Origin of the sequence: Billgrantia montanilacus (genome assembly GCF_003336675.1) — a bacterium.
In the GTDB taxonomy this organism is placed as follows: Bacteria; Pseudomonadota; Gammaproteobacteria; order Pseudomonadales; family Halomonadaceae; genus Halomonas; species Halomonas montanilacus.
Map to the genome: position 1 here is coordinate 1 of NZ_QPII01000004.1, position 21203 is coordinate 21203.

27 protein-coding genes are annotated in these 21203 nt (G+C 64.1%); 13 read left to right on the forward strand and 14 right to left on the reverse strand.

The annotated features are described in order from the left end of the window. Complete coding sequence (locus DU505_RS23065) at nucleotides 1–93, forward strand: integrase core domain-containing protein (RefSeq protein ID WP_422667005.1); 93 nt, start codon at nucleotides 1–3, stop codon at nucleotides 91–93. A 146-nt stretch (nucleotides 94–239) separates the two neighbouring features. Further along, nucleotides 240–899 (forward strand): GntR family transcriptional regulator, encoded by a 660-nt coding sequence (locus DU505_RS06975; protein WP_114478282.1) that lies wholly within the window; start codon nucleotides 240–242, stop codon nucleotides 897–899. A gap of 102 nt (nucleotides 900–1001) precedes the next feature. Here DU505_RS06975 and DU505_RS06980 read toward each other — a convergent pair whose 3' ends face one another. The 12 genes from DU505_RS06980 to DU505_RS07035 all read right to left on the reverse strand — a co-directional run bounded on the left by DU505_RS06980 (nucleotide 1002) and on the right by DU505_RS07035 (nucleotide 11041). After that, nucleotides 1002–1292 (reverse strand): DUF1330 domain-containing protein, encoded by a 291-nt coding sequence (locus DU505_RS06980; RefSeq protein ID WP_114478283.1) that lies wholly within the window; start codon nucleotides 1290–1292, stop codon nucleotides 1002–1004. A 64-nt stretch (nucleotides 1293–1356) separates the two neighbouring features. Next, nucleotides 1357–2160, reverse strand: a complete 804-nt coding sequence (gene nadX, locus DU505_RS06985; RefSeq protein ID WP_114478284.1) for an aspartate dehydrogenase — start codon at nucleotides 2158–2160, stop codon at nucleotides 1357–1359. Nucleotides 2161–2248: 88 nt separating this feature from the next. After that, entirely contained in the window at nucleotides 2249–2587 is a 339-nt protein-coding gene (locus DU505_RS06990) for a 2Fe-2S iron-sulfur cluster-binding protein (protein WP_114478285.1), read from the reverse strand. Nucleotides 2588–2617: 30 nt separating this feature from the next. Further along, complete coding sequence (locus DU505_RS06995) at nucleotides 2618–3634, reverse strand: 2Fe-2S iron-sulfur cluster-binding protein (protein WP_114478286.1); 1017 nt, start codon at nucleotides 3632–3634, stop codon at nucleotides 2618–2620. Nucleotides 3635–3900: 266 nt separating this feature from the next. Next, nucleotides 3901–4380: a GlcG/HbpS family heme-binding protein gene (locus tag DU505_RS07000; RefSeq protein WP_114478287.1), complete on the reverse strand. Its 480-nt coding sequence runs from the start codon at nucleotides 4378–4380 to the stop codon at nucleotides 3901–3903. 30 nt (nucleotides 4381–4410) lie between these two features. Next, complete coding sequence (locus tag DU505_RS07005) at nucleotides 4411–5865, reverse strand: aldehyde dehydrogenase family protein (RefSeq protein ID WP_220250443.1); 1455 nt, start codon at nucleotides 5863–5865, stop codon at nucleotides 4411–4413. Between the two features lie 103 nt (nucleotides 5866–5968). Continuing rightward, a complete protein-coding gene (locus tag DU505_RS07010; protein WP_114478289.1) occupies nucleotides 5969–6700 on the reverse strand; it encodes an iron-containing redox enzyme family protein in 732 nt (243 codons plus the stop codon). Nucleotides 6701–7122: 422 nt separating this feature from the next. Continuing rightward, on the reverse strand, nucleotides 7123–8730 hold the full coding sequence (locus DU505_RS07015) for a gamma-glutamyltransferase family protein (protein ID WP_114478290.1): 1608 nt from the start codon (nucleotides 8728–8730) through the stop codon (nucleotides 7123–7125). 177 nt (nucleotides 8731–8907) lie between these two features. Then, nucleotides 8908–9438 (reverse strand): chromate transporter, encoded by a 531-nt coding sequence (locus DU505_RS07020; protein ID WP_114478553.1) that lies wholly within the window; start codon nucleotides 9436–9438, stop codon nucleotides 8908–8910. Between the two features lie 2 nt (nucleotides 9439–9440). Further along, entirely contained in the window at nucleotides 9441–10010 is a 570-nt protein-coding gene (locus DU505_RS07025; protein WP_114478291.1) for a chromate transporter, read from the reverse strand. 201 nt (nucleotides 10011–10211) lie between these two features. Further along, nucleotides 10212–10685 carry a phosphatidylglycerophosphatase A family protein gene (locus DU505_RS07030; RefSeq protein WP_114478292.1) on the reverse strand — a complete coding sequence of 158 codons (474 nt, stop codon included), beginning with the start codon at nucleotides 10683–10685 and terminating at the stop codon, nucleotides 10212–10214. Then, nucleotides 10685–11041 (reverse strand): rhodanese-like domain-containing protein, encoded by a 357-nt coding sequence (locus DU505_RS07035; protein WP_114478293.1) that lies wholly within the window; start codon nucleotides 11039–11041, stop codon nucleotides 10685–10687. Before DU505_RS07035 ends, DU505_RS07030 begins: the two co-directional genes overlap by 1 nt. 113 nt (nucleotides 11042–11154) lie before the next feature. Here DU505_RS07035 and DU505_RS07040 point away from each other — a divergent pair, with 113 nt between their 5' ends. Both DU505_RS07040 and chrA read left to right on the forward strand, forming a co-directional pair. Further along, the gene (locus DU505_RS07040) at nucleotides 11155–11499 is read left to right on the forward strand and encodes a PadR family transcriptional regulator (protein ID WP_114478294.1); all 345 of its coding nucleotides are present in this window, start codon (nucleotides 11155–11157) and stop codon (nucleotides 11497–11499) included. After that, nucleotides 11496–12698, forward strand: coding sequence for a chromate efflux transporter (gene chrA / locus DU505_RS07045; protein ID WP_114478295.1), 1203 nt, complete (start codon nucleotides 11496–11498; stop codon nucleotides 12696–12698). The genes DU505_RS07040 and chrA overlap by 4 nt, the downstream gene beginning before the upstream one ends. Before the next feature lie 85 nt (nucleotides 12699–12783). On the opposite strand, the gene DU505_RS07050 is transcribed toward chrA, so the two are convergent. Beyond that, nucleotides 12784–13401, reverse strand: coding sequence for an IMPACT family protein (locus DU505_RS07050; RefSeq protein WP_114478296.1), 618 nt, complete (start codon nucleotides 13399–13401; stop codon nucleotides 12784–12786). Next, on the reverse strand, nucleotides 13401–13871 hold the full coding sequence (locus DU505_RS07055; RefSeq protein WP_114478297.1) for a LexA family protein: 471 nt from the start codon (nucleotides 13869–13871) through the stop codon (nucleotides 13401–13403). The genes DU505_RS07050 and DU505_RS07055 overlap by 1 nt, the downstream gene beginning before the upstream one ends. Nucleotides 13872–14075: 204 nt before the next feature. Between DU505_RS07055 and ccmA the strand changes: the two genes are divergently transcribed. From ccmA to ccmI, 9 genes are read left to right on the forward strand one after another with little or no spacing between them, the layout of a single operon-like run. Next, a complete protein-coding gene (gene ccmA / locus DU505_RS07060; protein WP_114478298.1) occupies nucleotides 14076–14720 on the forward strand; it encodes a cytochrome c biogenesis heme-transporting ATPase CcmA in 645 nt (214 codons plus the stop codon). After that, complete coding sequence (gene ccmB / locus DU505_RS07065; RefSeq protein ID WP_114478299.1) at nucleotides 14707–15447, forward strand: heme exporter protein CcmB; 741 nt, start codon at nucleotides 14707–14709, stop codon at nucleotides 15445–15447. The genes ccmA and ccmB overlap by 14 nt, the downstream gene beginning before the upstream one ends. Nucleotides 15448–15461: 14 nt before the next feature. Then, nucleotides 15462–16202, forward strand: a complete 741-nt coding sequence (locus DU505_RS07070; RefSeq protein ID WP_114478300.1) for a heme ABC transporter permease — start codon at nucleotides 15462–15464, stop codon at nucleotides 16200–16202. Further along, nucleotides 16202–16441 (forward strand): heme exporter protein CcmD, encoded by a 240-nt coding sequence (gene ccmD, locus DU505_RS07075; RefSeq protein WP_114478301.1) that lies wholly within the window; start codon nucleotides 16202–16204, stop codon nucleotides 16439–16441. The genes DU505_RS07070 and ccmD overlap by 1 nt, the downstream gene beginning before the upstream one ends. Nucleotide 16442: 1 nt before the next feature. Further along, on the forward strand, nucleotides 16443–16973 hold the full coding sequence (ccmE, locus tag DU505_RS07080; RefSeq protein WP_114478554.1) for a cytochrome c maturation protein CcmE: 531 nt from the start codon (nucleotides 16443–16445) through the stop codon (nucleotides 16971–16973). Between the two features lie 12 nt (nucleotides 16974–16985). Beyond that, a complete protein-coding gene (locus DU505_RS07085) occupies nucleotides 16986–18992 on the forward strand; it encodes a heme lyase CcmF/NrfE family subunit (protein ID WP_114478302.1) in 2007 nt (668 codons plus the stop codon). Then, nucleotides 18989–19516: a DsbE family thiol:disulfide interchange protein gene (locus DU505_RS07090; protein WP_114478303.1), complete on the forward strand. Its 528-nt coding sequence runs from the start codon at nucleotides 18989–18991 to the stop codon at nucleotides 19514–19516. The genes DU505_RS07085 and DU505_RS07090 overlap by 4 nt, the downstream gene beginning before the upstream one ends. Further along, nucleotides 19507–19980: a cytochrome c-type biogenesis protein gene (locus DU505_RS07095; RefSeq protein WP_114478304.1), complete on the forward strand. Its 474-nt coding sequence runs from the start codon at nucleotides 19507–19509 to the stop codon at nucleotides 19978–19980. Before DU505_RS07090 ends, DU505_RS07095 begins: the two co-directional genes overlap by 10 nt. Beyond that, nucleotides 19977–21203: a c-type cytochrome biogenesis protein CcmI gene (ccmI, locus tag DU505_RS07100; protein ID WP_114478305.1), complete on the forward strand. Its 1227-nt coding sequence runs from the start codon at nucleotides 19977–19979 to the stop codon at nucleotides 21201–21203. The genes DU505_RS07095 and ccmI overlap by 4 nt, the downstream gene beginning before the upstream one ends.

The following is a 21203-nucleotide window of genomic DNA, read 5'->3' on the forward strand; positions in this document are numbered from 1 at the left end:
ATCAACCACTGGATCCGGTACTACAACGAAGAACGGCCGCATCAGTCTTTGGGCTATGTGGCACCCCGAGCACACCCCGCATTAGTGGCGTAGGGTGTGCAGAAACCAGGGGGTCATTACAAGGCTGCACTCTTCACGATACTTCCCCCACGGTGCTTCGTATGCCACGAAAGTCGCGCTGTGGTATCCTGTTACATCTGATTGTTTCTTGTTTTTTGGCCACTCGAAGGTAAGTCCCCATGGCAGAGACCTGGACTCAGGAAGACCTCTCCCCGATCCGCGACAAGGTGTATGTCTACCTCAAGGACGCGATACTGCGTGGGGAATACAAGGCGGGCGATCGGCTGGTCGAGCGGGTGTTGGCCGAGAAACTCAATATCAGTCGTACCCCCATCCGCGAGGCGCTGTTTCGACTCGAGACCCAGCGGTTCGTGCGAACGGTGCCGCGCAAGGGGGTGGTGGTCAACGAGATCACCCAGGCCGAGATCCTGGAAGTCTTCATGATCCTGGCTTCCCTCGAGTCACTGGCCGCGCGGCTGGCGGCCCAGAAGGTCAACGACGCCATCATCGCCGAAATCGACCAGCTCATGGCCGAGATGGAGGAGGCGTTGAACAACGGGGGTGGCGACGAGGTCGAGCTCAACGTCAAGTACAACGAGCTGATCGGGCGGGCCTCCGGCAATCCCAAGCTTCACGAGATGCTGGTCGACCTCAAGGATTACGTGCGCGCCTTCTCAAATCTCAGCAGCGCCTTGCCCGGCCGCACCAAGGCGGCCCTGCGTGAGCACCAGGACGTACTGAGCGCGATCCGCAGTGGAGAAGCAGACTTGGCCGAGAATTTTACCCGCATCCACCTCGAAAAGTCCCGCCAGGCCTATATGAGCCGCTCTCAGGCTTGAGATGGGTGCCGGGCGTTTACACGACAGACCCCGGGCGCCACAGGCGCCCGGGGTCTCGTTCCTCAGGTTGGCTCATCCAGGAGGCCGGCAAGCTCGTCTCCTTCAGACGCCTCCGACAAGCCGAATATCCCTGACCGCGCCATCGCCGAGGGCTTCCAGCGCTGCGGCGTAAGCCTCTCCATCATGCGTCGCACGGGCACTCTCCAGATCGGGAAACTCGATGATGATGGTGCGGTCCTGTTGGCCGTCCTCATAGGCATAAGCCGCCACATCCCTCGCCAGGAAGATGCCGCCGCCAGCGGCGATGGCAGGGATTGCCAGCTGTATGTAGCTGGCATACTTCTTCGCATCCGTTATTTCACGATAGCAAGAGACCCAATAGGCTTTACTCATCTCTCGAACTCCTTGGACAGGGGTATCTGCTCGGTATTGGCCCTGGCGACATGCCGAGCCCCGTCTAGCCGATGACGAGCGGCGAGGAGAGGTTCTTCAACGCTCGTGCCACGCTCATTGCGACGATATACCCGGTCTTGGGGTTGTTCGGGGACGGGGTATTCTGCACCTCGATGCGGACTTCGCCGAATAGCCCCTTGGCCGATACCTCATGGATGTTCTTGTCGATGGTGGGGTCGACCAGCACCCGAACCTGGGTGGCCTCGAAGCCTACGCCTGCCAGGCTCAGGGCCGCCGAGACGTTGACGCTCTCGGGAAAGACCCGCGATGACTCCCGCGCATTGCCTTCGAAGATCACGGTAGGCTTCTCGACCGTATCGAGGTCGACCACTTCCTCGGCGAAGGTGCCCCGCCACGCCTTCACCGGCTTGCGTGTCGTCAGCGTCACGCTGTCGAGCGGGCCCTGGGCGGCGGCGGCGATGCGATCGAGGCCGGCAATGGCGGCGGATGGCACGATGAGGCATCGATTGTGGTGGCTGGCGGTTGCCGTCACGCGATCCAGCAAACCCTGGTCACAGAAGGCGCCCACCGAGACGACCATGAAGTCGCTGTCATGCGCCAGGGCCTTCTGGGCATAGCGCCTGACCGCCTCATGGCCTGCCGTTTCCACGACGACGTCGTGTCGGCGGGAAAAGAAGTGTTCCTCGCTGTCGGTGATCTCGCACTCCGCAATGTCGACATCCGCCAGCTTGCCTGCGTCCCGTACCAGGATCGTGGCCAGGGTGCTGTCACCGGCCTTGCCGGCCAGGATGGCTTCGGCGACATCCCTGCCCGCCGTGCCGTATCCGATGAGTCCAACGCGTTTCATAAGACCTCACAATGGTTGTGCTGGGCCGGCCGCTCTGCCTGCTGTTGCGGTGACAGCTGGTCGGCGCAGGCCGGTGGGGGCGACGCGCTCAGGCTTCCGTCTTGGGCCTGATCTGGCCTGCCGTGATGGGCCTGGCCGGCTTGCTCTCATCCCAGGAAACCTTGACGCTGCCGGTAAGGAACGTCTGGCAGGCCATGCGATAGCCTTGGCTGATCTCTTCGGCGGTGAGCAGCTTCTCCTCCTTCTTCTTCACGGCATCGGTATTCTCGATGCCCTCCTCGATACGACACTTGCAGGTGCCGCAGAGACCGCCGCCGCACTTGAAGGGGATGCCCCCCTTCTCGCGCAGCGAGACGCGTAGCAGGTTGGAGTCCTCCGGGGCGGAGATGGTCTTGTTGGCGTTGGTGATGAAGGTGATCTCGAGCATGGTGGCAACCTCTCTATGGCCGGTGGGGCGTCATGCCACGCTGTCGTTGAGTTCATGGGTGAAGTTGAAGCTGTCGGAGAATATCCGCTCCACGCTCAGCCCTCGCTCGGTGAAGCTGGACTTCGCAGCGGCGATCATCGGCGGTGGGCCGCACAGGTAGGCATCGAACTCACTCAGGTCTGGGTGGTCCTGGCACACGGCCTCGTGGACATAGCCACGCCGCCCACCCCACTCCCCGTCAGCTTCGGAGAGCACCGGGATATAGCGGAAGTTGGGCAGCGTCCGGGCCCAGTGCTGCAGCAGTTCGTCGAGATAGAGATCCTCGGCGCGGCGCACGCCCCAGTAGAGCGTGATGTGCGGCGCCTGGGGCTCATCCTTCAGCGACTCGATGATGCTCTTGACCGGCGCCAGGCCGGTGCCGCCGGCGACCATCAGCAGGCGGTTCGTGCTCTCGGCGTCGTGCTTGAAGGCCCCGAGGGGCAGCTCGACGTCCAGGGTGTCGCCGGGCTGGTAATGGGTGTTGAGGCGCTCGGTGAAATAGCCGCCCGGCACCCGACGGATATGGAAATCGAAGCGGTCGCCGCGTGGCGGCGACGCCATCGAGAAGCTGCGCGGCGTGCCGTCGTCCAGCATGATGTTGAGATACTGGCCCGGCAGGAAGCGCACCTCGCTGGCGGAGGGGATGCTGAGCACCAGGTGGGTCACATCGTGGCTGAGCTTCTCCAGGCTGACGATGGTGGCCTCATGGTAGTCGGGCGGAATGTAGCCCGCCGGAAACACGTCCGCGCTGATGGTCAGGTCGCTCTGGGCGATCGCCTGGCAGGCCAGGGCGTAGCCTTCCTGCTCCTCTTCCTCGGAGAGCCCCATGGGCATCTCCTCGTAGGCGACCTGGCCCTCCAGCAGCTTGATCCGGCAGGCGCCGCAGCCACCGAAACGACAGTCGTGCACGAGGGGGAAGCCCGCCCGCTCGGCCGCGTCGAGCAGCGGCTCGCCCGGCTGGACGTCGAAGGTCTCGGCGGTATTGGCAAGGGTGATACGGTATGTCATAGCAGCCTCCTGGCGGCTTTGCCCGAAAACTGGCTGCGCTTGGCCATACGGCGTTAAAAATTGACTCAAAGTACTCATTTACACTGCGTAAACTCCGTCTTCTCGCCAATTTTTGCCTTGTCTGACCTTCGCTCGCCGACTTTTCAGACAATGCCTGGCGCGCACCCATGGCATTGGCATGCCCTTGTCGTTGTGGGGTGTCGGCACCTGGCTTGTCGTTATCCTGCGCCGGCAGAATCACTGGACCCTGCCGGCGGAGTCGGGGATTACTTCTTGATGTCGGCTTCGACCATCACTTCATGGCCGGCGCCGCTCAGGTGCTCCTGCAGGGCCTGCAGTGCGGCAAGGCCGGCCTTGGTGTCCTGCTCGCCGTTGCCGCCGCTGAGGCCCACGCCGCCGACGACTTCGCCATCGACAACGATCGGGAAGCCGCCGACGAAGACGGCAAACTTGCCTTCGAAGCTCCACTGGATGCCGAAGGCCTCGTTGCCGGGCAAGGCGGGGCCGTTGGGGGCCGTATTGAACAGGTGCGTGGAACGCTTGTGGCCTGCCGCCGTGAAGGCCTTGTTCCAGGCGATCTGCGGGCCGGTAATACGGGCGCCGTTCATGCGCTCCAGCGCCAGCGGATAGCCGCCGTCATCGACGATGCAGATGGTCTCGAGGACATTGATCTCCTCGGATTTCCGCTTGGCCGCTTCGACCATCAACTTGGCTTCTTCGAGTTCGAGACGAAATACCGTTTTCATGGAATCACCTAATCAGTAACGTTGCCGGGTTCAGCGGCCCACGTAGACCGTCTTGGTCTGGGTAAAGAAATCGAGGCCTGCACGGCCGGACTCGCGGAAGGTCGAGGTGCTCGACTGTTTCAGGCCGCCGAAGGGGGCATTGACCAGGTTGCCCGTGGTGGTGCGATTGACCTTGACGGTGCCGGCCTGGATGTCCAGGGGGAAGCGCTGGATGTATTCGATGTTGCGAGTCGCCAGCGCGGCGGACAGCCCGTAAGGCGTGTCGTTGGCCTTGGCGATGGCGTCGTCGTAACCGTCGATCTCGATGACCGCGACCACGGGGCCGAAGATCTCTTCCTGGGCGATGCGCATCTCTTGCGTCACGTCGCTGAAGATGGCCGGCGATACGTAGAAACCCTTGTCGTAGTCGCCGCCGCTCAAGCGCTCGCCGCCGTGGACGTGGGTCGCCTCGCGCTTGCCGGTCTCGATGTAGCCGAGCACGGTATCGAGCTGCTGGCGGGTGGCCAGCGGGCCGATCTGCGTGCCCTTGTCCAGGCCGTTGCCGATCTGCAGCTCCTTGACCCGTGCGACCAGGCGCTCCAGGTACTCGGCCTTGATCGAGCGGGCGATCAGCACGCGGCTGGTCCCCGTGCAGGCCTGGCCCGTGAGCGAGAAGCCGCCCTTGATGGTCAGGTCGACGGCAGTATCGATATCGGCATCGTCGAGCACGATCAGCGGATTCTTGCCGCCGAGTTCCATCTGGGTGCGTGTCGCCATGGAGGCGGTGCGATGGATCCTCTCGCCGGCGGCGGTGGAGCCGGTGAAGGAGATCGCACGTACCGCGGGTGCAGCGGTGATTTCTTCACCGATGGCCGATGCGCTGCCGGTGATGAAGTTGAATACCCCTGTTGGCACGCCGGCGTGGTGCAGGGCCTCGGCCAGGCGATAGGCGATCAACGGCGCATCCGAGGAGGGCTTGAACACCACGGTGTTGCCGGTGATCAGGGCCGGGGCGATCTTTCTTGCCGGAATCGAGATCGGGAAATTCCATGGCGTGATGATGGTTGCCACGCCGAGCGGCTCGCGCTGGGTGTAGACCATCATCTTCGCGTCGTCCTGGGGGAAGGTTTCGCCGGTGATGGTTTGGCCCTCGACGGCGTAGAAGCGCAGGGTCTGGGCCGATCGTGCAATCTCGTCGCGGCTGTTGGCGAGCAGCTTGCCCTCTTCCCGCGTCAACTCCTCGGCGAACTGCTCGATATGCTCGACCAGGTAATCCGCTGCCTGGTTGAGGATCTTCGCCCGCTTCGAGATGGGCGTGTCCCGCCATGCGGGGAACGCTTTCTCGGCTGCGGCAATGGCCTGCTGGGCATCTTCCGCGGAAGAGGCCTGGAAATGTCCGAGCAGGTCGTCCTGGTCTGCCGGGTTGCGGTTCTCGAAGGTCGACCCCGAGCCGCATGCCAGCCACTTGCCGTCGATGTAATTGAGAAACTGAGTGACGTTATCCAAGAAGCTCACCTCGTGTGGTCGTTGGCGCTTTCTGTCCTGGGCCGATGCCCGCCGGCCTGAACCGGCAGGCATCGTGCGTAGATACGAACCGAGTCGGGTGGTATCAGGCCGCCAGGTCGAGCTCGGTGAGGGGCAGGTCGTCGGCTACATAGTCGTAGTAGAGCGCGGTGGTGTAGAGCAGACGCATCTGGGCGCCGATCTCGCAGATCTTCAGGCAGCGCTGCTGCAGCTCGACGGTATCGGCGTGCTCGAGCACGATCTGGTAGCCACGCTCGCCGTGGATCTCGTCGGAGACGATATGCAGGTCGAAGAACTCGACCTCTTCATCGGTGAAGCCGTACTTGTCGCGCAGGGTCGGGGTCTGCTTGCGATAGATGGAGGGCACCTGGGACTCCAGGCCCACCACCAGGCCGGCAACGGCCACCACCGGGTGCTCGCGCATGGCGACGGCGTAGCACCAGCTCTGCAGCCCGCGAGTGGTGGGCGACATGTTGTCGGGGTTCTCGACGCGCTCGCGGGTGGTGCCGCAGGCCTCGGCGAAGCGGATCAGCAGGTCGGTATGACGGTCGCCGCCGAGCTCCTCCTCGTACATGTTCTGCAGCAGGAAGTCCTTGGCCTCGGTGTAGTTCTCCGGGGTATTGGCGTAGATGTAGGCCAGGTAGTCGGCGAAGGGGCCGACGTAGTGATAGTGGTTCTCGGCCCACTTGGCGAGGTGGGCGCGGCTCAGCTTGCCACTGGCCCATGCCACGCTGAACGGTGCCTTGTTGGCGCTCTTGCCCTTGATGGCATCTTCGAGGGCGGTGCGGAATTCGTCACGATTCATCAGTTCGGCCATGGGGATATCTCCTGGTTGCCTGGGGCTTGGCTGCTGGGGCAGTCAATGGCCCGTCTTGTTGGTATGCCTACGGGAGTCAGGGAAGGGCAGAGGTCGTTGGCGTTGTGGACGTCTTGCTTCCCTTTTGGCTCATGGTATACCAAAAGCCATGTGGCAAGACTAATTTCACCCCTTCGATGCTGTCAAGGGTTTTTCTGATCTGGGTCAAATTTCCAAGGGTTCGGGTTGTCGGCATGGTCGCGAAGGGTCGCAGAAAATGCCATCTCGTGCGGGATGTGGGCGGGATAGTGGGCGGGTTGGAAGAGGGAGTGCGGACGATGGCAGGCCTCGTCGTCCGAAAGGGAAAGGGGTGGAGGCAGGCGGCGGGCACGGCCAGTATTGAATCTATATGGTATACCGTGCCGCCGCTTCCTGCGGAGCTACTACCAGGTCAGGACGGCGCCATCGGTACGCGGCTCGGTGCCGCCGCACAGCACGCCACTGTCGCCGTCGCGCAGGATGACCTGGCCGCGGCCGAAACTCAGGGTGTCGGCCATCTTGACGATATCGTGGCCGCGTCGTGCCAGCGCCTGGGCGAGGTGGTCGGGGAAGTGCGGCTCGACTTCTACCGTCCTGCCCCTGGTCCACTTCCAGCGCGGCATGTCCAGCGCCGCCTGAGGATTGAGATGATCATCGAGCATGGCGGTGATCACCTGCACGTGGCCCTGAGGCTGCATGTAACCACCCATCACGCCGAACGGCCCCACCGCCTGACCATTTCTGGTGATGAAGCCGGGAATGATGGTGTGGTAGGTGCGCTTGCCGGGCGCCAGGGCATTGGGGTGCGCCGGGTCCAGGGAAAACCCCCAGCCGCGGTTCTGCAGGCTGATGCCGGTGCCAGGCACCACGATACCCGAGCCGAAGCCCATGTAGTTGCTCTGGATGAAGGAGACCATGTTGCCGTCGCCATCGGCGGTGGCCAGGTAGACGGTGCCGCCCTTGGTCGGGTTGCCGTGCTTCGGGTCGAGCGCCTGTTTGCCGATCAGCCCGGCGCGCTCGGCGAGATAGTCGTCGGCCAGCAGTTGCTCCACGCTCGGGCCCATGGCCTCGCGTTCGGTGAGGTAGCGCAGGCCGTCGACGTAGCCCAGCTTGGTGGCTTCGATGCGGCGATGCAGGGTCTCCACCGGGTCACGACCCTCCTCGCCCATGCGTTCCAGCATGCCCAGCGCCTGCAGGGCGATCAGTCCACTGCCGTTGGGCGGTATCTCCCAGATGTCATGGCCGCGGTAGCGGGTGCTGATCGGCTCGACCCACTCCGGCTGGTAGGCCGCCAGGTCCTCCTTGTGCAGCAGGCCGCCGTGCTCGCGGAAGAAGGCGTCGATCTTGTCGGCCAGCGCCCCTTCATAGAAGGCGCGCCCCTTGGTCTCGGCGATCGCCCGCAGCGTGCTGGCGTGGCCCGGGGAGGCCCAGCGCTCGCCGGGGCGCGGAGCACGCCCCTCCGGGGCGAAGGTCTCGAACCAGGGCTTCAGGGCGGGGTCATCGTGGCGACTATAGATGTCATGGGCCTCCTCCCACATCTGGTTGACGATCGGCGAGACCGGGTAGCCCTCTTCCGCCAGGGCGATGGCCGGGGCCAGCAGATCGGCGAAGGGCAGCTTGCCGAAGCGCTCGGAGAGGGCCGCCCAGGATGCTGGCGCCCCCGGCACGGTGACCGGCAGCACGCCATACTCGGGAATCCGCTCATCGCCGAGAGCCTTCATCGCCTCGATGGTGGCCGCCTGGGGGGCCGGACCGCTGGCGTTCAGGCCGTGCAGCTTCCCTTCCATCCATACGATGGCGAAGGCGTCGCTGCCGAGGCCGTTGGAGGTGGGTTCCACTACGGTCAGCGCCGCGGCGGCGGCGATGGCGGCGTCCACCGCATTGCCGCCCTGCTGGAGGATCTGCATACCGGCCTGGGCCCCCAGGGGCTGTGAGGTGGCGACCATTCCCCGGCTGCCGAAGGTGGCCATGCGCCGCGAAGGGCTCGGATAGAAACGCGCGTCGTGCTGCATTGAGGAGGCTCCTTTACGGCTCGGACCCGCCGATGGTGGCGGAGGTATGGGTCAGTTTCGTACGCGTCATGCTGGAACACCTTTCTATTGTTGGTGGTGTGGTAGCTGCCGCTCGCGCCGGGCGAGGCAACAACGGGGTGAGCGCGAGCTCCCGCTTCGGGGTTGTTGTCGGGTGTGTCAACTGAGGAAGAGGCCTCCGTAGACGAGTGCAGCCAGGACCACGAAGGCCGGGTGAGTCCGGAAGTGCAGCAGGGCGATGGCGGAAGCCACGCCGATGAGGACGGTGTGCAGCAGGCCCGCGCTGTTGAGGCCCTCGCTGAAGAAGCTCCAGGTCAGCCAGGCCATCATCATCGCGATCACCGGCCGTACCCACTGGCTCATGCGCTTGACGCGGGGGGAGTCGCGGTGACGATAAAGCAGCCCCAGGGCGCCCAGCATCAGCAGCAGCGAAGGCACCACCGTGGCGAATATCGCGACCAGGGCGCCGCCGATACCCGCCACGTCATAGCCCACATAGCCGGCCATCTTGGTGGCGATGGGGCTTGGCAGGGCATTGCCCAGCGCCAGGGTCTCGGCAAACTCCTGAGGACTCATCCAGCCGTAGCGGCCGACCACCTCCGCTTCGATCAGCGGGATGATCGCCGGCCCGCCGCCGTAGCCGATGATGTTAGGGATAAAGAAGGCCAGGAACAGCTCCCAATAGACCAGCATCACGGGGCCCTCCGCCGGGATGACGGTCGCAGCAGCGCCGCCGCCAGAACGGCGCCGATCACCCAGCCGGGATGGACCCCCAGCAGGTAGATCAGCGCACCGGCGACCATCGCCATGGCCAGGCTCACCGCCCAGCCCAGGGCCAGGCGCGACTTGTTCCAGAAGTCCAGGGTCAGCTGGCCCATCATGACCATGACCACGGGGACGACGGCCTGGCCCATGCCGTGGATCCAGGCCACGTGGCGATAGCTGCTGAAAAGGGCCAGTAGCGCGATCATCGCCACGACCATGGGCAGGATGACGGCGGTCACGGCGATCGCACAGCCGGTTGCGCCGGCTACCCGATAGCCGATGTAGCCGGGCATCTTGGTCGCGATGGGGCCGGGTAGGGTGTTGCCGATGGCCAGCACGTCGGCGAATTCCTCGTCATTCAGCCAGGCATGCCGTTTGACCACTTCCTGCTGTACCAGGGGTATCATCGCAGGACCGCCGCCGAAGCCGAGCAGACCGATGCGGGTGAAGGCCCAGAACAGCGCGCTGAACGGGGCCTTGTCGGGAGAGGGTGTCATGACAGCGCCAAGCTTCGGTCGGTTCTGGTTCGGGAGGTTGCTCTCTCCTTCATAGGGTCTTTTCCATCCAATACGTGGTTATTTTGGGTATCCGGAATAAATGGTTGAATAGCTGATGCCGCACGGAGGTCGCATCTCGTCTATTCAGCGGATTCCTTGGTTGATAACCTTCTCAATGAAGACGCCAGGGTCGCTATCACGTCACCTGAGATGGTACCGGCGCCACAGGGCGATCCCCATGGCGAGCACGATCCAGGCATAGATGGCTGCCAGGACATCATCCAGCACAATGCCCAGGCCGCCACCGATGGCCTCGATATGGTTGATGGGCGGTGGCTTGATGGCATCGAACAACCGGAATAGCACGAACACCACCCCTAACACCCAAGGGCGACGCGCCATGGCAAGCCCGATCATTGCGATAGGAAATGCCAGGTACTCATCGGCAACGATCTGGGGAACATCCCCACCTCCCAGCCACAGGGAAGCCCAGTGACAGAACGGCACGGCCACGGCCAGCAGCACCGCCATGATGACGACTTGCCGCCCTGGCGGATAACCCAATAGCCACCAGGCCAGCGGCAAGCCGAGCAGCGATCCGAAGGTTCCCGGCGCCCACGGCAGCCAGCCCAGTCCGAAGCCGGTCGCCACTACCAGAACGGCATTTTCTATCATCAGCTCTTCTCATCCGGCTCATAAGCGTTGAGACCACCCTCGATGCTGACTACCTGGGTGTAGCCCTTCTTCTGCAAGGCATCGGCTGCCAACTCGCCTCGGTTGCCACCACCACAGTGGCAAACAATGAGGGCCTGCTTGTCGGGCTCTACCTCGCCGATGCGCATCTCCAGGGAGCCACGACTGATATTCATGGCCCCCTTGATGTGACCTGCTTCGAACGCTTCCTTGTCACGGACATCCAGCAATAATGCCCCTTCGGCAACTCGCTTGCGGGCCTCGGCGGGCAAGACTTCTGTGATGCGCTGCCTGGCGTCATTGGCCCGTCGTAGAAATTCTCCAGAATGCTGAGTCATTGAAGTTGCTCCTGGCGAATGGGCGGAAAACGGCAACTTGTAATGAGACTGTTGACTTGATAAAACGAAAATCGATATCGATTTTCGTTTTTGGCAATGCAGGTGTCAATGCCATGGAGCATCATGATCTGCTCGCCGGCTTGGTGAGGCTACATGTCCTGCACCACGCTGCTGAGCATGAGATATACGGCCAGTGGATGATCGACGAGCTGGCTCACCACGGCTATCGACTGAGCCCCGGGACCCTATACCCCATGCTGCATTCGTTGGAGCGCAAGGGATACCTGACCTCCCGGGAAGAGTTCCAGGGAAGCACCCGCCGCAGGCTCTACCGCGCAACCGACCTCGGTCGGCAAGGGCTGGCGGTGGCCAAGCGACAGTTGCGAGAGCTTGCCGGTGAGGCCATTGATGACGAGACCTGCATTTCAAAGAACGGTGGCAGGGAGTCCGATCGATGAGCCATACGCCACGTCCTATCGGGCGCATCAGAGGAGTCTTCGGTGCCTTTCTGCTGCTGGGCCTGACCTCCTTCGGTGGCCCCATCGCCCACCTCGGCTACTTCCGCATCGAGTTTGTGGAGCGGCGCCGCTGGCTCTCCGAACAGGCCTATGCTGACCTGGTAGCGCTATGCCAGTTCTTGCCCGGGCCCGCCAGCAGCCAGGTAGGTTTCGCCCTGGGGCTGATGCGTGCCGGCCCCTGGGGAGCAGCAGCAGCGTGGACGGCCTTTACCTTGCCCTCGGCGATGGTGCTGCTGCTGTTCGCGTTGGGCTCCGCCGTGCTTGAGGGTCCCATCAGCCAGGGCATCATCCACGGACTCAAGGTGACAGCGGTGGCCATCGTCGCCCACGCCGTGTGGGGCATGGCCCGCAGCCTCTGTCCTGATCCTCGGCGCGCCGGTATTGCACTGGCCGCAGTCTTCACCGTGGTGCTGGTTAGCGGCCCACTGGGACAGGTGGCCGCCATCGTGATCGGTGCCCTGGCAGGCATGGCACTGTGTCGGGCCCATGCCGAGGCCGATGTTCACGACCTGCTTTTGCCTGTCTCGACACGTGCCGGCTATCTGGCCGGGCTTGCCTTCGTTGTTCTGCTGGTCGGGCTACCACTGCTGGCTTGGGCCAGCCCCTCCGTAGGCTTGGCGGTCATGGATGCCTTCTATCGCGCCGGTGCCCTGGTGTTCGGCGGCGGCCATGTGGTGCTGCCGCTGCTGGAAGCCGAAGTGGTGCAGTCCGGCTGGGTCAGTGCGGACGAGTTCCTGGCAGGCTACGGTGCCGCCCAGGCCGTACCGGGGCCGCTGTTCACCTTCGCCTCCTATTTGGGCGCGGTGATGGCGCCGCTCGGCGGCAGCCTGTTCGGTGCCGCCTTGGCGCTGGTGATGATCTTCCTGCCCGGGATGCTGCTACTGGTGGCTGTACTGCCCCATTGGAACCGATTCCGCCGCTGGGATAGCGCGCAAGCACTGATGCGCGGGGCTAATGCGGCAGTCGTAGGGATCTTGGGCGCCGCTCTCTATCAGCCGGTTTGGACCAGTGCCATTCTTGGCCCTCACGAGTTTGCGCTTGCGCTGACCGGCTTTCTCTTGCTCAGTGTTTGGAAACTGCCGGCCTGGGCGGTAGTCGTCATCCTTGCCGGTGGCGGCATACTCATCACCAGTTACTGATGGGCGACCATGTCCGGGGTTCGTGTGAGGTGGCGCTGAAGGGTGTGAAGTGAAGGGGCCGGCCAGCGCTGGGGGTGACGAGGGCTCAGGTATCGACCAGGGCGAGATTGCCACGCAGCCGGGCTTCGAGCGGCCCGAGGTCGATAGCGGTGTCCCGGGGCCAGCCGGCGGTGAGTATGACGCCATCGGCGGCATACTCTACGGCGGTTACGGGAACCGCCAGGCTCTCGAGCCAGGTGCGCGCTTCGGCTTCGCCGGCGAAGCCGACCTTGAGCCGCAACGCGGTGCGTTCGGTGACATGGTGCAAGGGCAGTTCGGCCAGTGCCTGGCTCACCGCCTGTGAATAGGCGCGGGCCAGGCCGCCGGTGCCGAGCTTGGTGCCGCCGAAGTAGCGTGTCACCACACAGCCGACCTGGCCCAGCCCGGCGCCGTCGAGGACCTGAAACATCGGGCGACCCGCGGTGCCGCCCGGTTCGCCATCGTCGGAAAAGCCGATGGCATTCTGCTCGCCCGGCGCGCCGGCGATAAAGGCGCTGCAGTGGTGGCTGGCATTGGGGTGGACCCTGCGGGCCTCGGCAAGCAGGGTGGTGACGCTGGCCACGTCCGGTGCATGGCAGATCCAGGTGATGAAGCGGCTCTTCTCGACCTCGGTCTCGGATTCCCGCCGGGTGCCGGCAGGCAAGTCGGGGACCGGGTAGCGCATCAGTGGGTAAGCTCGTGCTGGCGCACCACGCCCATTACCATGCCCAGCACCTGAATATCGCTGTTCTTCAGGTAGATGGGGGGCATGCTCTCGTTGGCCGGCTGCAGGCGGACCCCGCTCTTCTCGATATAGAGCTTCTTCAGCGTGACCTCCTGCTGATTGATCAGCACCACGGCGGTTTCGCCGTTCTCGGCGCTCTCCTGGCGCTCGATGATGATCACGTCGCCGTCGAAGATATTGCAGTCGATCATGGAGTCGCCGCGCACACGCAGGGCATAGGTGTTGCGGCGTACCATGCAGGAGGGGGCGTGAACGGCACCGATGGTGGGGCAGGCCTCGATGGGCATGCCGGCCGATACGTCGCCTAGCAGCGGGATCTCGACGAGGTCGTCGCCTTCGATGCGGATCCAGGCCTCGGCCATGGGCAGGTTGGGACGTCGGTGCAGATAGTGCGTGGAAGCCTGTGGCATGTGGCGTTTCCCCCTCTGATCGACCCTGTGGAAATGTACAGGTATCCAGCATCATAGCAGGCGATGCCTCATAGGCAAGTTCCCCGGTCCGGGACAAGCCTTGACCTGCGGCAAGGGAGGCGTCGTGACGCAGGCGGATTACTAGTAGCAAAAGGCCATTCAGTGTAGCATTTCCAGCGAATTCACCATTCCTGGAGAGTGCCGTTGAGCCTGCGTCTGCAAGCGCACAGTCTCGCATGTGAGCGTGATGATCGTTGGCTGTTCCGGGGCCTGGACCTGGACATCCGCGCCGGCGAGATCGTGCGGGTGGAAGGGCCCAACGGAAGCGGCAAGACAACCCTGTTGAAGATCCTGTCCGGCCAGCTGGCCGACTACGAGGGCGAGCTCTTCTGGGACGAGCGTCCCATGCGTGAGGCTCGCGATGACTTCCTGTCCAACCTGCTCTATATGGGCCATGCGCCGGGGGTCAAGGCGGCGCTGACGCCGCTGGAAAACCTGACCTGGTATCAGGCCATGGCGGGTCAGCCGCAGGATGAGGCCTCCCGCTATGCGGCACTGGACGATGTCGGCCTGGCCGGTTTCGAGGACCTGCCGGCAGGGCAGCTTTCCGCCGGGCAGCAGCGCCGGGTGGCGCTGGCCCGCCTGGTGCTGACGCCACGGCCGCTGTGGGTACTGGACGAGCCCTTCACCGCCATCGACCGCGACGGCGTTGCGGCGCTCGAGCGTCGGTTGTTCGACCATGCCCGCCGGGGTGGTTGTGTGCTGGTGACCACTCACCACGAGCTGACGCCCTGTGCCGAGCTGCGCCGTATCCACCTTGGCGGGGGAGGTCTCGATGACGGGAACTGAAGGCTCGGTGAGCAAGGAGGTCCCGGTGGTCTTTCACGGGGAACCTGGCGGGGGGTTGGCTGTCGCATTCTGGGCAACGCTCAAGCGTGACCTGGTGCTCCTGCTGCGCCGGCGCAGCGAGGTGATGAATCCGCTGGTCTTCTTCGCCATCGTGATCACCCTGTTCCCGATCGGCATCTCGCCGGACCCACAGCTGCTGACGGCCATCGCCCCAGGACTGCTGTGGGTGGCGGCGCTGCTCGCGGCACTGCTGTCCCTGGACAGCCTGTTCCGGGCCGATTACGACGACGGTTCGCTCGAGCAACTGCTGCTGACACCGCAGCCGCTGGCTGTGCTCGCCCTGGCCAAGGTGGCCGTGCACTGGCTGCTTACCGGCCTGCCCCTGGCGCTGATGGCGCCGCTGCTGGGAGTCATGCTGGCACTGCCTGCGGGCAGCTATGGCGTGTTGGCGGTTTCACTGGCACTGGGCAGTGCCAGTCTCAGCCTGATTGGTGCCATCGGAGCGGCGCTGACGGTGGGGTTGTCCCGCGGCGGTGTGCTGCTGTCGCTGCTGGTGCTTCCCCTTTATATCCCGGTGCTGATCTTCGGTGCCGGAGCCGTGCAGGCCGCCATTTTCGGCGACGGTGTCATGGCGCATCTGGCGATTCTCGGCGCGCTGCTGGCGCTCGCCCTGATTCTTGCGCCCCTGGCAATTGCGGCATCGCTGCGCATCAGTATCAACGGTTGAGAGGGTGACGAGGCATGTGGGCCTTTATTAACAAACTGCGTTCCCCGAAGTGGTTCTACGCGATCAGCGCACGGCTCCAGCCCTGGTTCTGGGCCGCGGCGCTGATCCTGATCGTTATCGGCTCGGTCTGGGGGCTGGCCTTCGCTCCGGCCGATTACCAGCAGGGCAACAGCTTTCGCATCATCTACGTCCATGTGCCGGCCGCCTTCCTGGCCCAGTCGATCTTTGTCTCCATGGCGATAGCGGGCGTGGTCTTCATGGTCTGGAAGATCAAGATTGCCGATATGGCAGCCGCCATGATGGCGCCGCTGGGTGCCGCCATGACGTTCATTGCACTGTTCTCCGGGGCCGTGTGGGGGGTGCCCACCTGGGGCACCTGGTGGATGTGGGATGCGCGCCTGACCTCGATGTTGATCCTGCTGTTCCTCTACCTGGGCGTCATCGCCCTGCGCGGTGCCTTCACCAGCCGCGACAGCGCCTCTCGGGCCGCTTCGGTTCTGGCCATGGTGGGGGTCATCAACATCCCGATCATCAAGTACTCGGTGGACTGGTGGTATACCCTGCATCAGCCGGCCTCCTTCACCATCACCGGCCGTGCCGCCATGCCCCTTGAAATGTGGGCGCCGCTGCTGATCATGGTGCTGGGCTTCTACTGTTTCTTCATCGCCCTGACCCTGATGCGCACCCGCAGTGAAATCCTGCGTCGGGAATCCAACAAGCGCTGGGTCCGTGACCTGGCCGGGGGGGAGCGCTGATGGCCTTCGAGTCCTTCAACGAATTTATTGCCATGGGGGGGCATGCCCCCTACGTCTGGGCCGCCTGGGGGGTCACCGGTGGGCTACTGGTGGCGGTTGTTTTGCACGCCCGTGCCGAACGCCGCCTGCTGCTGCGCAACCTGCAGCGTCGGGTCCGGCGCGAAGAGCGTCTGGTTGCCAACCAAGGCGAAATGGCTGGAATTTCACATCAAACGGGTGGTAATCGCCATGACACTTAGCCTGACACCGAAGCGTAAGCAGAAGCTCTACGTGATTCTGGGGCTGGTCGCCCTGGCGGCCATCGCCGTGGGGCTGACGCTCTATGCGCTGCGAGCCAACATCAATCTCTTCTTCAGCCCCATCGAGATCGCGGCCGGGGATGCGCCCTATGAACGCCAGATTCGTGCCGGCGGCATGGTCAAGGAGGGCAGCGTCTCGAGGAATCCGGATAGCCTGGACGTGGAGTTTACCGTCACCGACTATGTCGAGGATCTGCGCGTCTCCTACAGTGGTATCCTGCCCGACCTGTTTCGCGAGGGGCAGGGTGTCGTCGTCGTCGGTCAGTTGAAACAGGATGGCATGTTCCGTGCCGACCAGGTGCTGGCGCGCCACGACGAGAACTACATGCCACCCGAGGTCGCCGACGCGCTGGAAGCGGCCGGCTACTCTCCCGCCGACTTTCAGACCAAGGCCGCCAAGGTGGCCGAGCGTGTCGAAGCGCGGGAGTCAGGCGAAGGCGAGAGCCAGAATCAAAGCCAGAGCCAGTACTGATCCGGAGAAACCATGTCGATCCAGATGATTCCCGAAATCGGCCATTTCGCCCTGGTCATCGCCCTGCTGCTGGCGGTGGCGCAGACGGCGATGCCACTGGCCGGCGCAGCAACGCGTCGACCGCTGCTGATGGCCTATGCCCGCCCCATGGCAAGCGGACAGTTCCTGTTCGTGGCGATCGCCTATGCCGCACTCACGGCGAGTTACATGCTGGACGATTTCAGCGTGGCCAACGTGGCCAACAACTCCAACTCCATGCTGCCTTGGTACTACAAGCTCAGTGCCGTCTGGGGCAACCATGAAGGCTCGGTGCTGCTGTGGAGCCTGATGCTGGCCGGCTGGGGCTTCTTTGCCGCCCGCTACTCCCGCGAGCTGCCCCGCGACATGGTGGCTCGGGTTGTCGGCGTGCTGGGCGCGGTCTGCGTCGGCTTCCTTCTGTTCATCCTGATCACCTCCAACCCCTTCGACCGGCTGCTGCCCAACGTGCCGCAGGATGGTGCCGACCTCAATCCGCTGCTGCAGGACATCGGCCTGATCCTGCATCCGCCGATGCTCTACATGGGCTACGTCGGCTTCTCCGTGGTCTTCGCCTTCGCCATCGCCGCGCTGCTGGGCGGCCGCCTGGACGCTGCCTGGGCCCGCTGGGCGCGCCCCTGGACCAACCTGGCCTGGGCCTCCCTGACGGTTGGCATCGCGCTGGGCAGCTGGTGGGCCTACTACGAGCTGGGCTGGGGTGGCTGGTGGTTCTGGGACCCGGTGGAGAACGCCTCGCTGCTGCCCTGGCTGACGGGTACGGCCCTGATGCACTCCCTGGCGGTCACCGAGAAGCGCGGCTCCTTCAAGAGCTGGACGCTGCTGCTGGCGATCATCACCTTCTCGCTGTCGCTGCTGGGAACCTTCCTGGTGCGCTCGGGCGTGCTGACGTCGGTGCATGCCTTCGCCAACGATCCGTCCCGTGGCTTCTTCATTCTGGTGTTGCTGGGTATCACCGTGGGGCTGTCGCTGCTGATCTTCGCCCTGCGCGCACCGCGGGTCAGCCACAAGACCAGCTTCAACTGGCTCTCCCGCGACGCCCTGCTGCTGATCAACAACATCATGCTGGTGATCATCACCGTCACCGTACTGATGGGCACCGTCTACCCGCTGCTGCTCGACGCCCTGAACCTGGGCAAGATCAGCGTGGGCCCTCCTTACTTCAACGCCCTGTTCGTGCCACTCACCGTCATCATGTGCATCTTCATGGGGCTCGGTCCCATCGCACGCTGGAAGCAGACCGACGTTCGCTCGCTGGTCAAGCGGCTCTGGCTCGCCGGCGTCGCGGCACTGGCCATCGGTGTCACCATGCCCTTCATCTTCGGTCAGGAGTGGAACGCCTGGGTTGCCATCGGCCTGGTGACCGCCATGTGGATCGTGCTGCCGATGTTCCGGGACATCTATGAGAAGACTCGCCATGCACCGACGCGGATCGCCGGGCTCAAGAAGCTGTCACTGGCCTACTGGGGCATGCAGCTGGGCCACCTCGGCGTGGCGGTGACCATCATCGGCGTGGCGGTGGTCTCAAACTACAATATCGAGCGCAACGTGCGCATGGGGGTGGGGGACAGCGCTCAGGTAGCGGGCTACACCTTCACCATGACCGAACTCACCAGCCGGCGTGGCGCCAACTTCCTGGCCGACCGGGCGGTGATCGAGGTACAGCGTGACGGCAGTCGTCGCAGCTTCACCATGACGCCGGAGAAACGCCTCTACATCGCTCGTGGCATGCCCATGACCCAGGTTGCCCTGCGCCCCGGCCTGTTCCGCGACCTCTACGTGGCCATGGGCGAGGATCTCGGCGACAACAGCTGGGCTATGCGTGTGCAGTACAAGCCCTTCGTACGCTGGCTGTGGCTGGGTGCGCTACTGATGGCGGGCGGTGGAATGCTGGCGGTGATCGATCGACGTTACCGGCGCCTTGCCACTTCGCAGGATCCTGAGGCGGCGCGGGGACCGGACAAGGCCAAGGAGGCCACGGCATGAAGCGTCGCTTGCTGCTGCTGTTGCCGCTTGTCGGCTTCCTGGTGCTGTCGGTGTTTCTCTACCAGGGGTTGTCACTGAACCCCTTCCATCGAGACTCCGCGCTGATGGCCAGGGACTTCCCGGCCTTCGACAAGGAAACCCTGAAGGACCCGGAGCAGCGGGTGGACGAGTCGCTGCTCCACGGCCAGGTCACCCTGGTCAACGTCTGGGGTGAATGGTGCCCGGAGTGCAAGCGCGAGATGCCCCAACTGCTCGATCTCGCCGACCGCGGTATCCGTCTGGTCGGTATCAGCTACAAGGACACCCGCGAGAAGGGAATGGGGTTCCTGCAGGACTTCGGCGACCCCTTTGAAGTCAACATCTTCGACCCGGAAGGCGACCTGAGCTTCGAGCTTGGCGTCTACGGGGCACCGGAGACCTTCCTGGTGGATCGCGACGGCATCATTCGCTATCACCACACCGGCTATATCTCGCCGGATGACATCCGTGAACACATCCTGCCGGAGGTGGCAAAATGGCAGTGATTCGATTGACACTCGCTAGCCTCGTTCTGTTGCTGGTGGCCGGTCTGGTACAGGCCGCTGCGATTGAAATGCGCGAATTCGACGACCCGGTCATGGAGCAGCGCTATCGCAGCCTGACGGCGTCGCTGCGCTGCCCGACCTGTGAGAATCAGGCCATCAACGATTCCGACGCCCCGGTCTCCCGGGACATGCGTGACCGGGTCTACTTCATGCTGCAGGACGGCAGGGCAGACATGGAGATCCGCGACCATCTGGTCGAGCGCTTCGGCAACTATGTGCTCTACAACCCGCGCCTGGAAGGTCGCACCTACCTGCTTTGGGGGCTGCCGGCCGCGCTGGTGGTGCTGGGCGGCATCCTGGTGGTGCTGGTGGTGCGCGCCCGGCGTAACGCCTCGGCCCGTGCCCTGAGCGACGAAGAGCGTGCGCGTCTCGACGCCCTCATCAACCGTGGGAGAACCCCATGACCCTGTTGTGGCTTGCCTTTGCTCTTCTCCTGCTGCCTGCGCTGTGGCTGCTGGTGGCTCCCCTGCGTCGAGCGCGCCTGGTACACGATGCCCAGGCCAGCTTCGAGGAAAACGACAAGTCCGCGGAACAGAACGTGGCCATCTATCGCCGCCGCCTGGAATCGCTGGAAGCGGCGCTGGAGCGGGGCGATATCGACCAGGCCCGTTTCGAGGAGGATCGCCTGGAACTCGACCGTAGCCTGCTCGAGGATACCGAGTCCCTGAAGCGTCGCCCGCTGCGATCATCCGCCTCCGGTCGCTTCGTCGTGCCGCTGGTGGCCCTGGCCGTGGTGATCGGCTCGGTGGTCTGGTACCAGCAGCACGGTGCCGAAGGCGACCTGGCGCTCTACGAGGCGTACCAGGAGAGCGACTCCCTGCCGATGCTGGTGGAACGCCTGGAACAGCAGGCGGAACGTCAGCCGAACAATCCCAACGTCTGGGCGTCGCTCTACCCCATCTACCGCGATTCGGGGCAGGGCGCCGCAGCGTTGAATGCGCTGGAGAACCTGATCGAACTCGAGGGACGGCAAGCCTCGCTGCTGGCACAGAAGGCCCAGCTGAAGTTCTTCATGGCCAATCGCAGCATCACCGATGAGGTGCAGGGGCTGATCGACGAGACCCTTGAGCGCGATCCCCGGGAACCTACCATCCTCGGCATGATGGGCGTGCACGCCTTCGACAGGGGCAACTACGAGGAAGCCATCGATCGCTGGCGGCGTGCCATTGCCGGCATGTCCGATTCCAGCTCGTCGGAAGCCCTGCGTGAAGGGATTCGCATCGCTCAGCAGCGCCTTGGCGTGGCACCCGAAGCGCAGGAGCCCATCGCCCAGGGGCCCGGTATCCATGTGAGTGTGCGCCTGGACGAGAGCCTGGAAGGCATGCTCGATGACGACACCCGGGTGTTCATCGTCGCCCGTGACATGGAGGGGGAGCTACCCCCGCTGGCCGTGGCCCGGGTGACGCTCGGCGACCTGCCCACGAGCCTGGTGCTCGACGACCGGCACGCGATGTCCGACGAAGCGAGCCTCTCCCAGGTGAGCGAGGCCAGGTTGCTGGTCCGCGTCACCACTACCGGCGATGCCACGCCGGTACCGGGGGACATGTTCGGCGATCTCGATGGGGTTGCCGTGGGCGGCACCGAGGGCGAGCCGGTGGAGGTCGTTATCGACCGTCTCGTCGAGTAG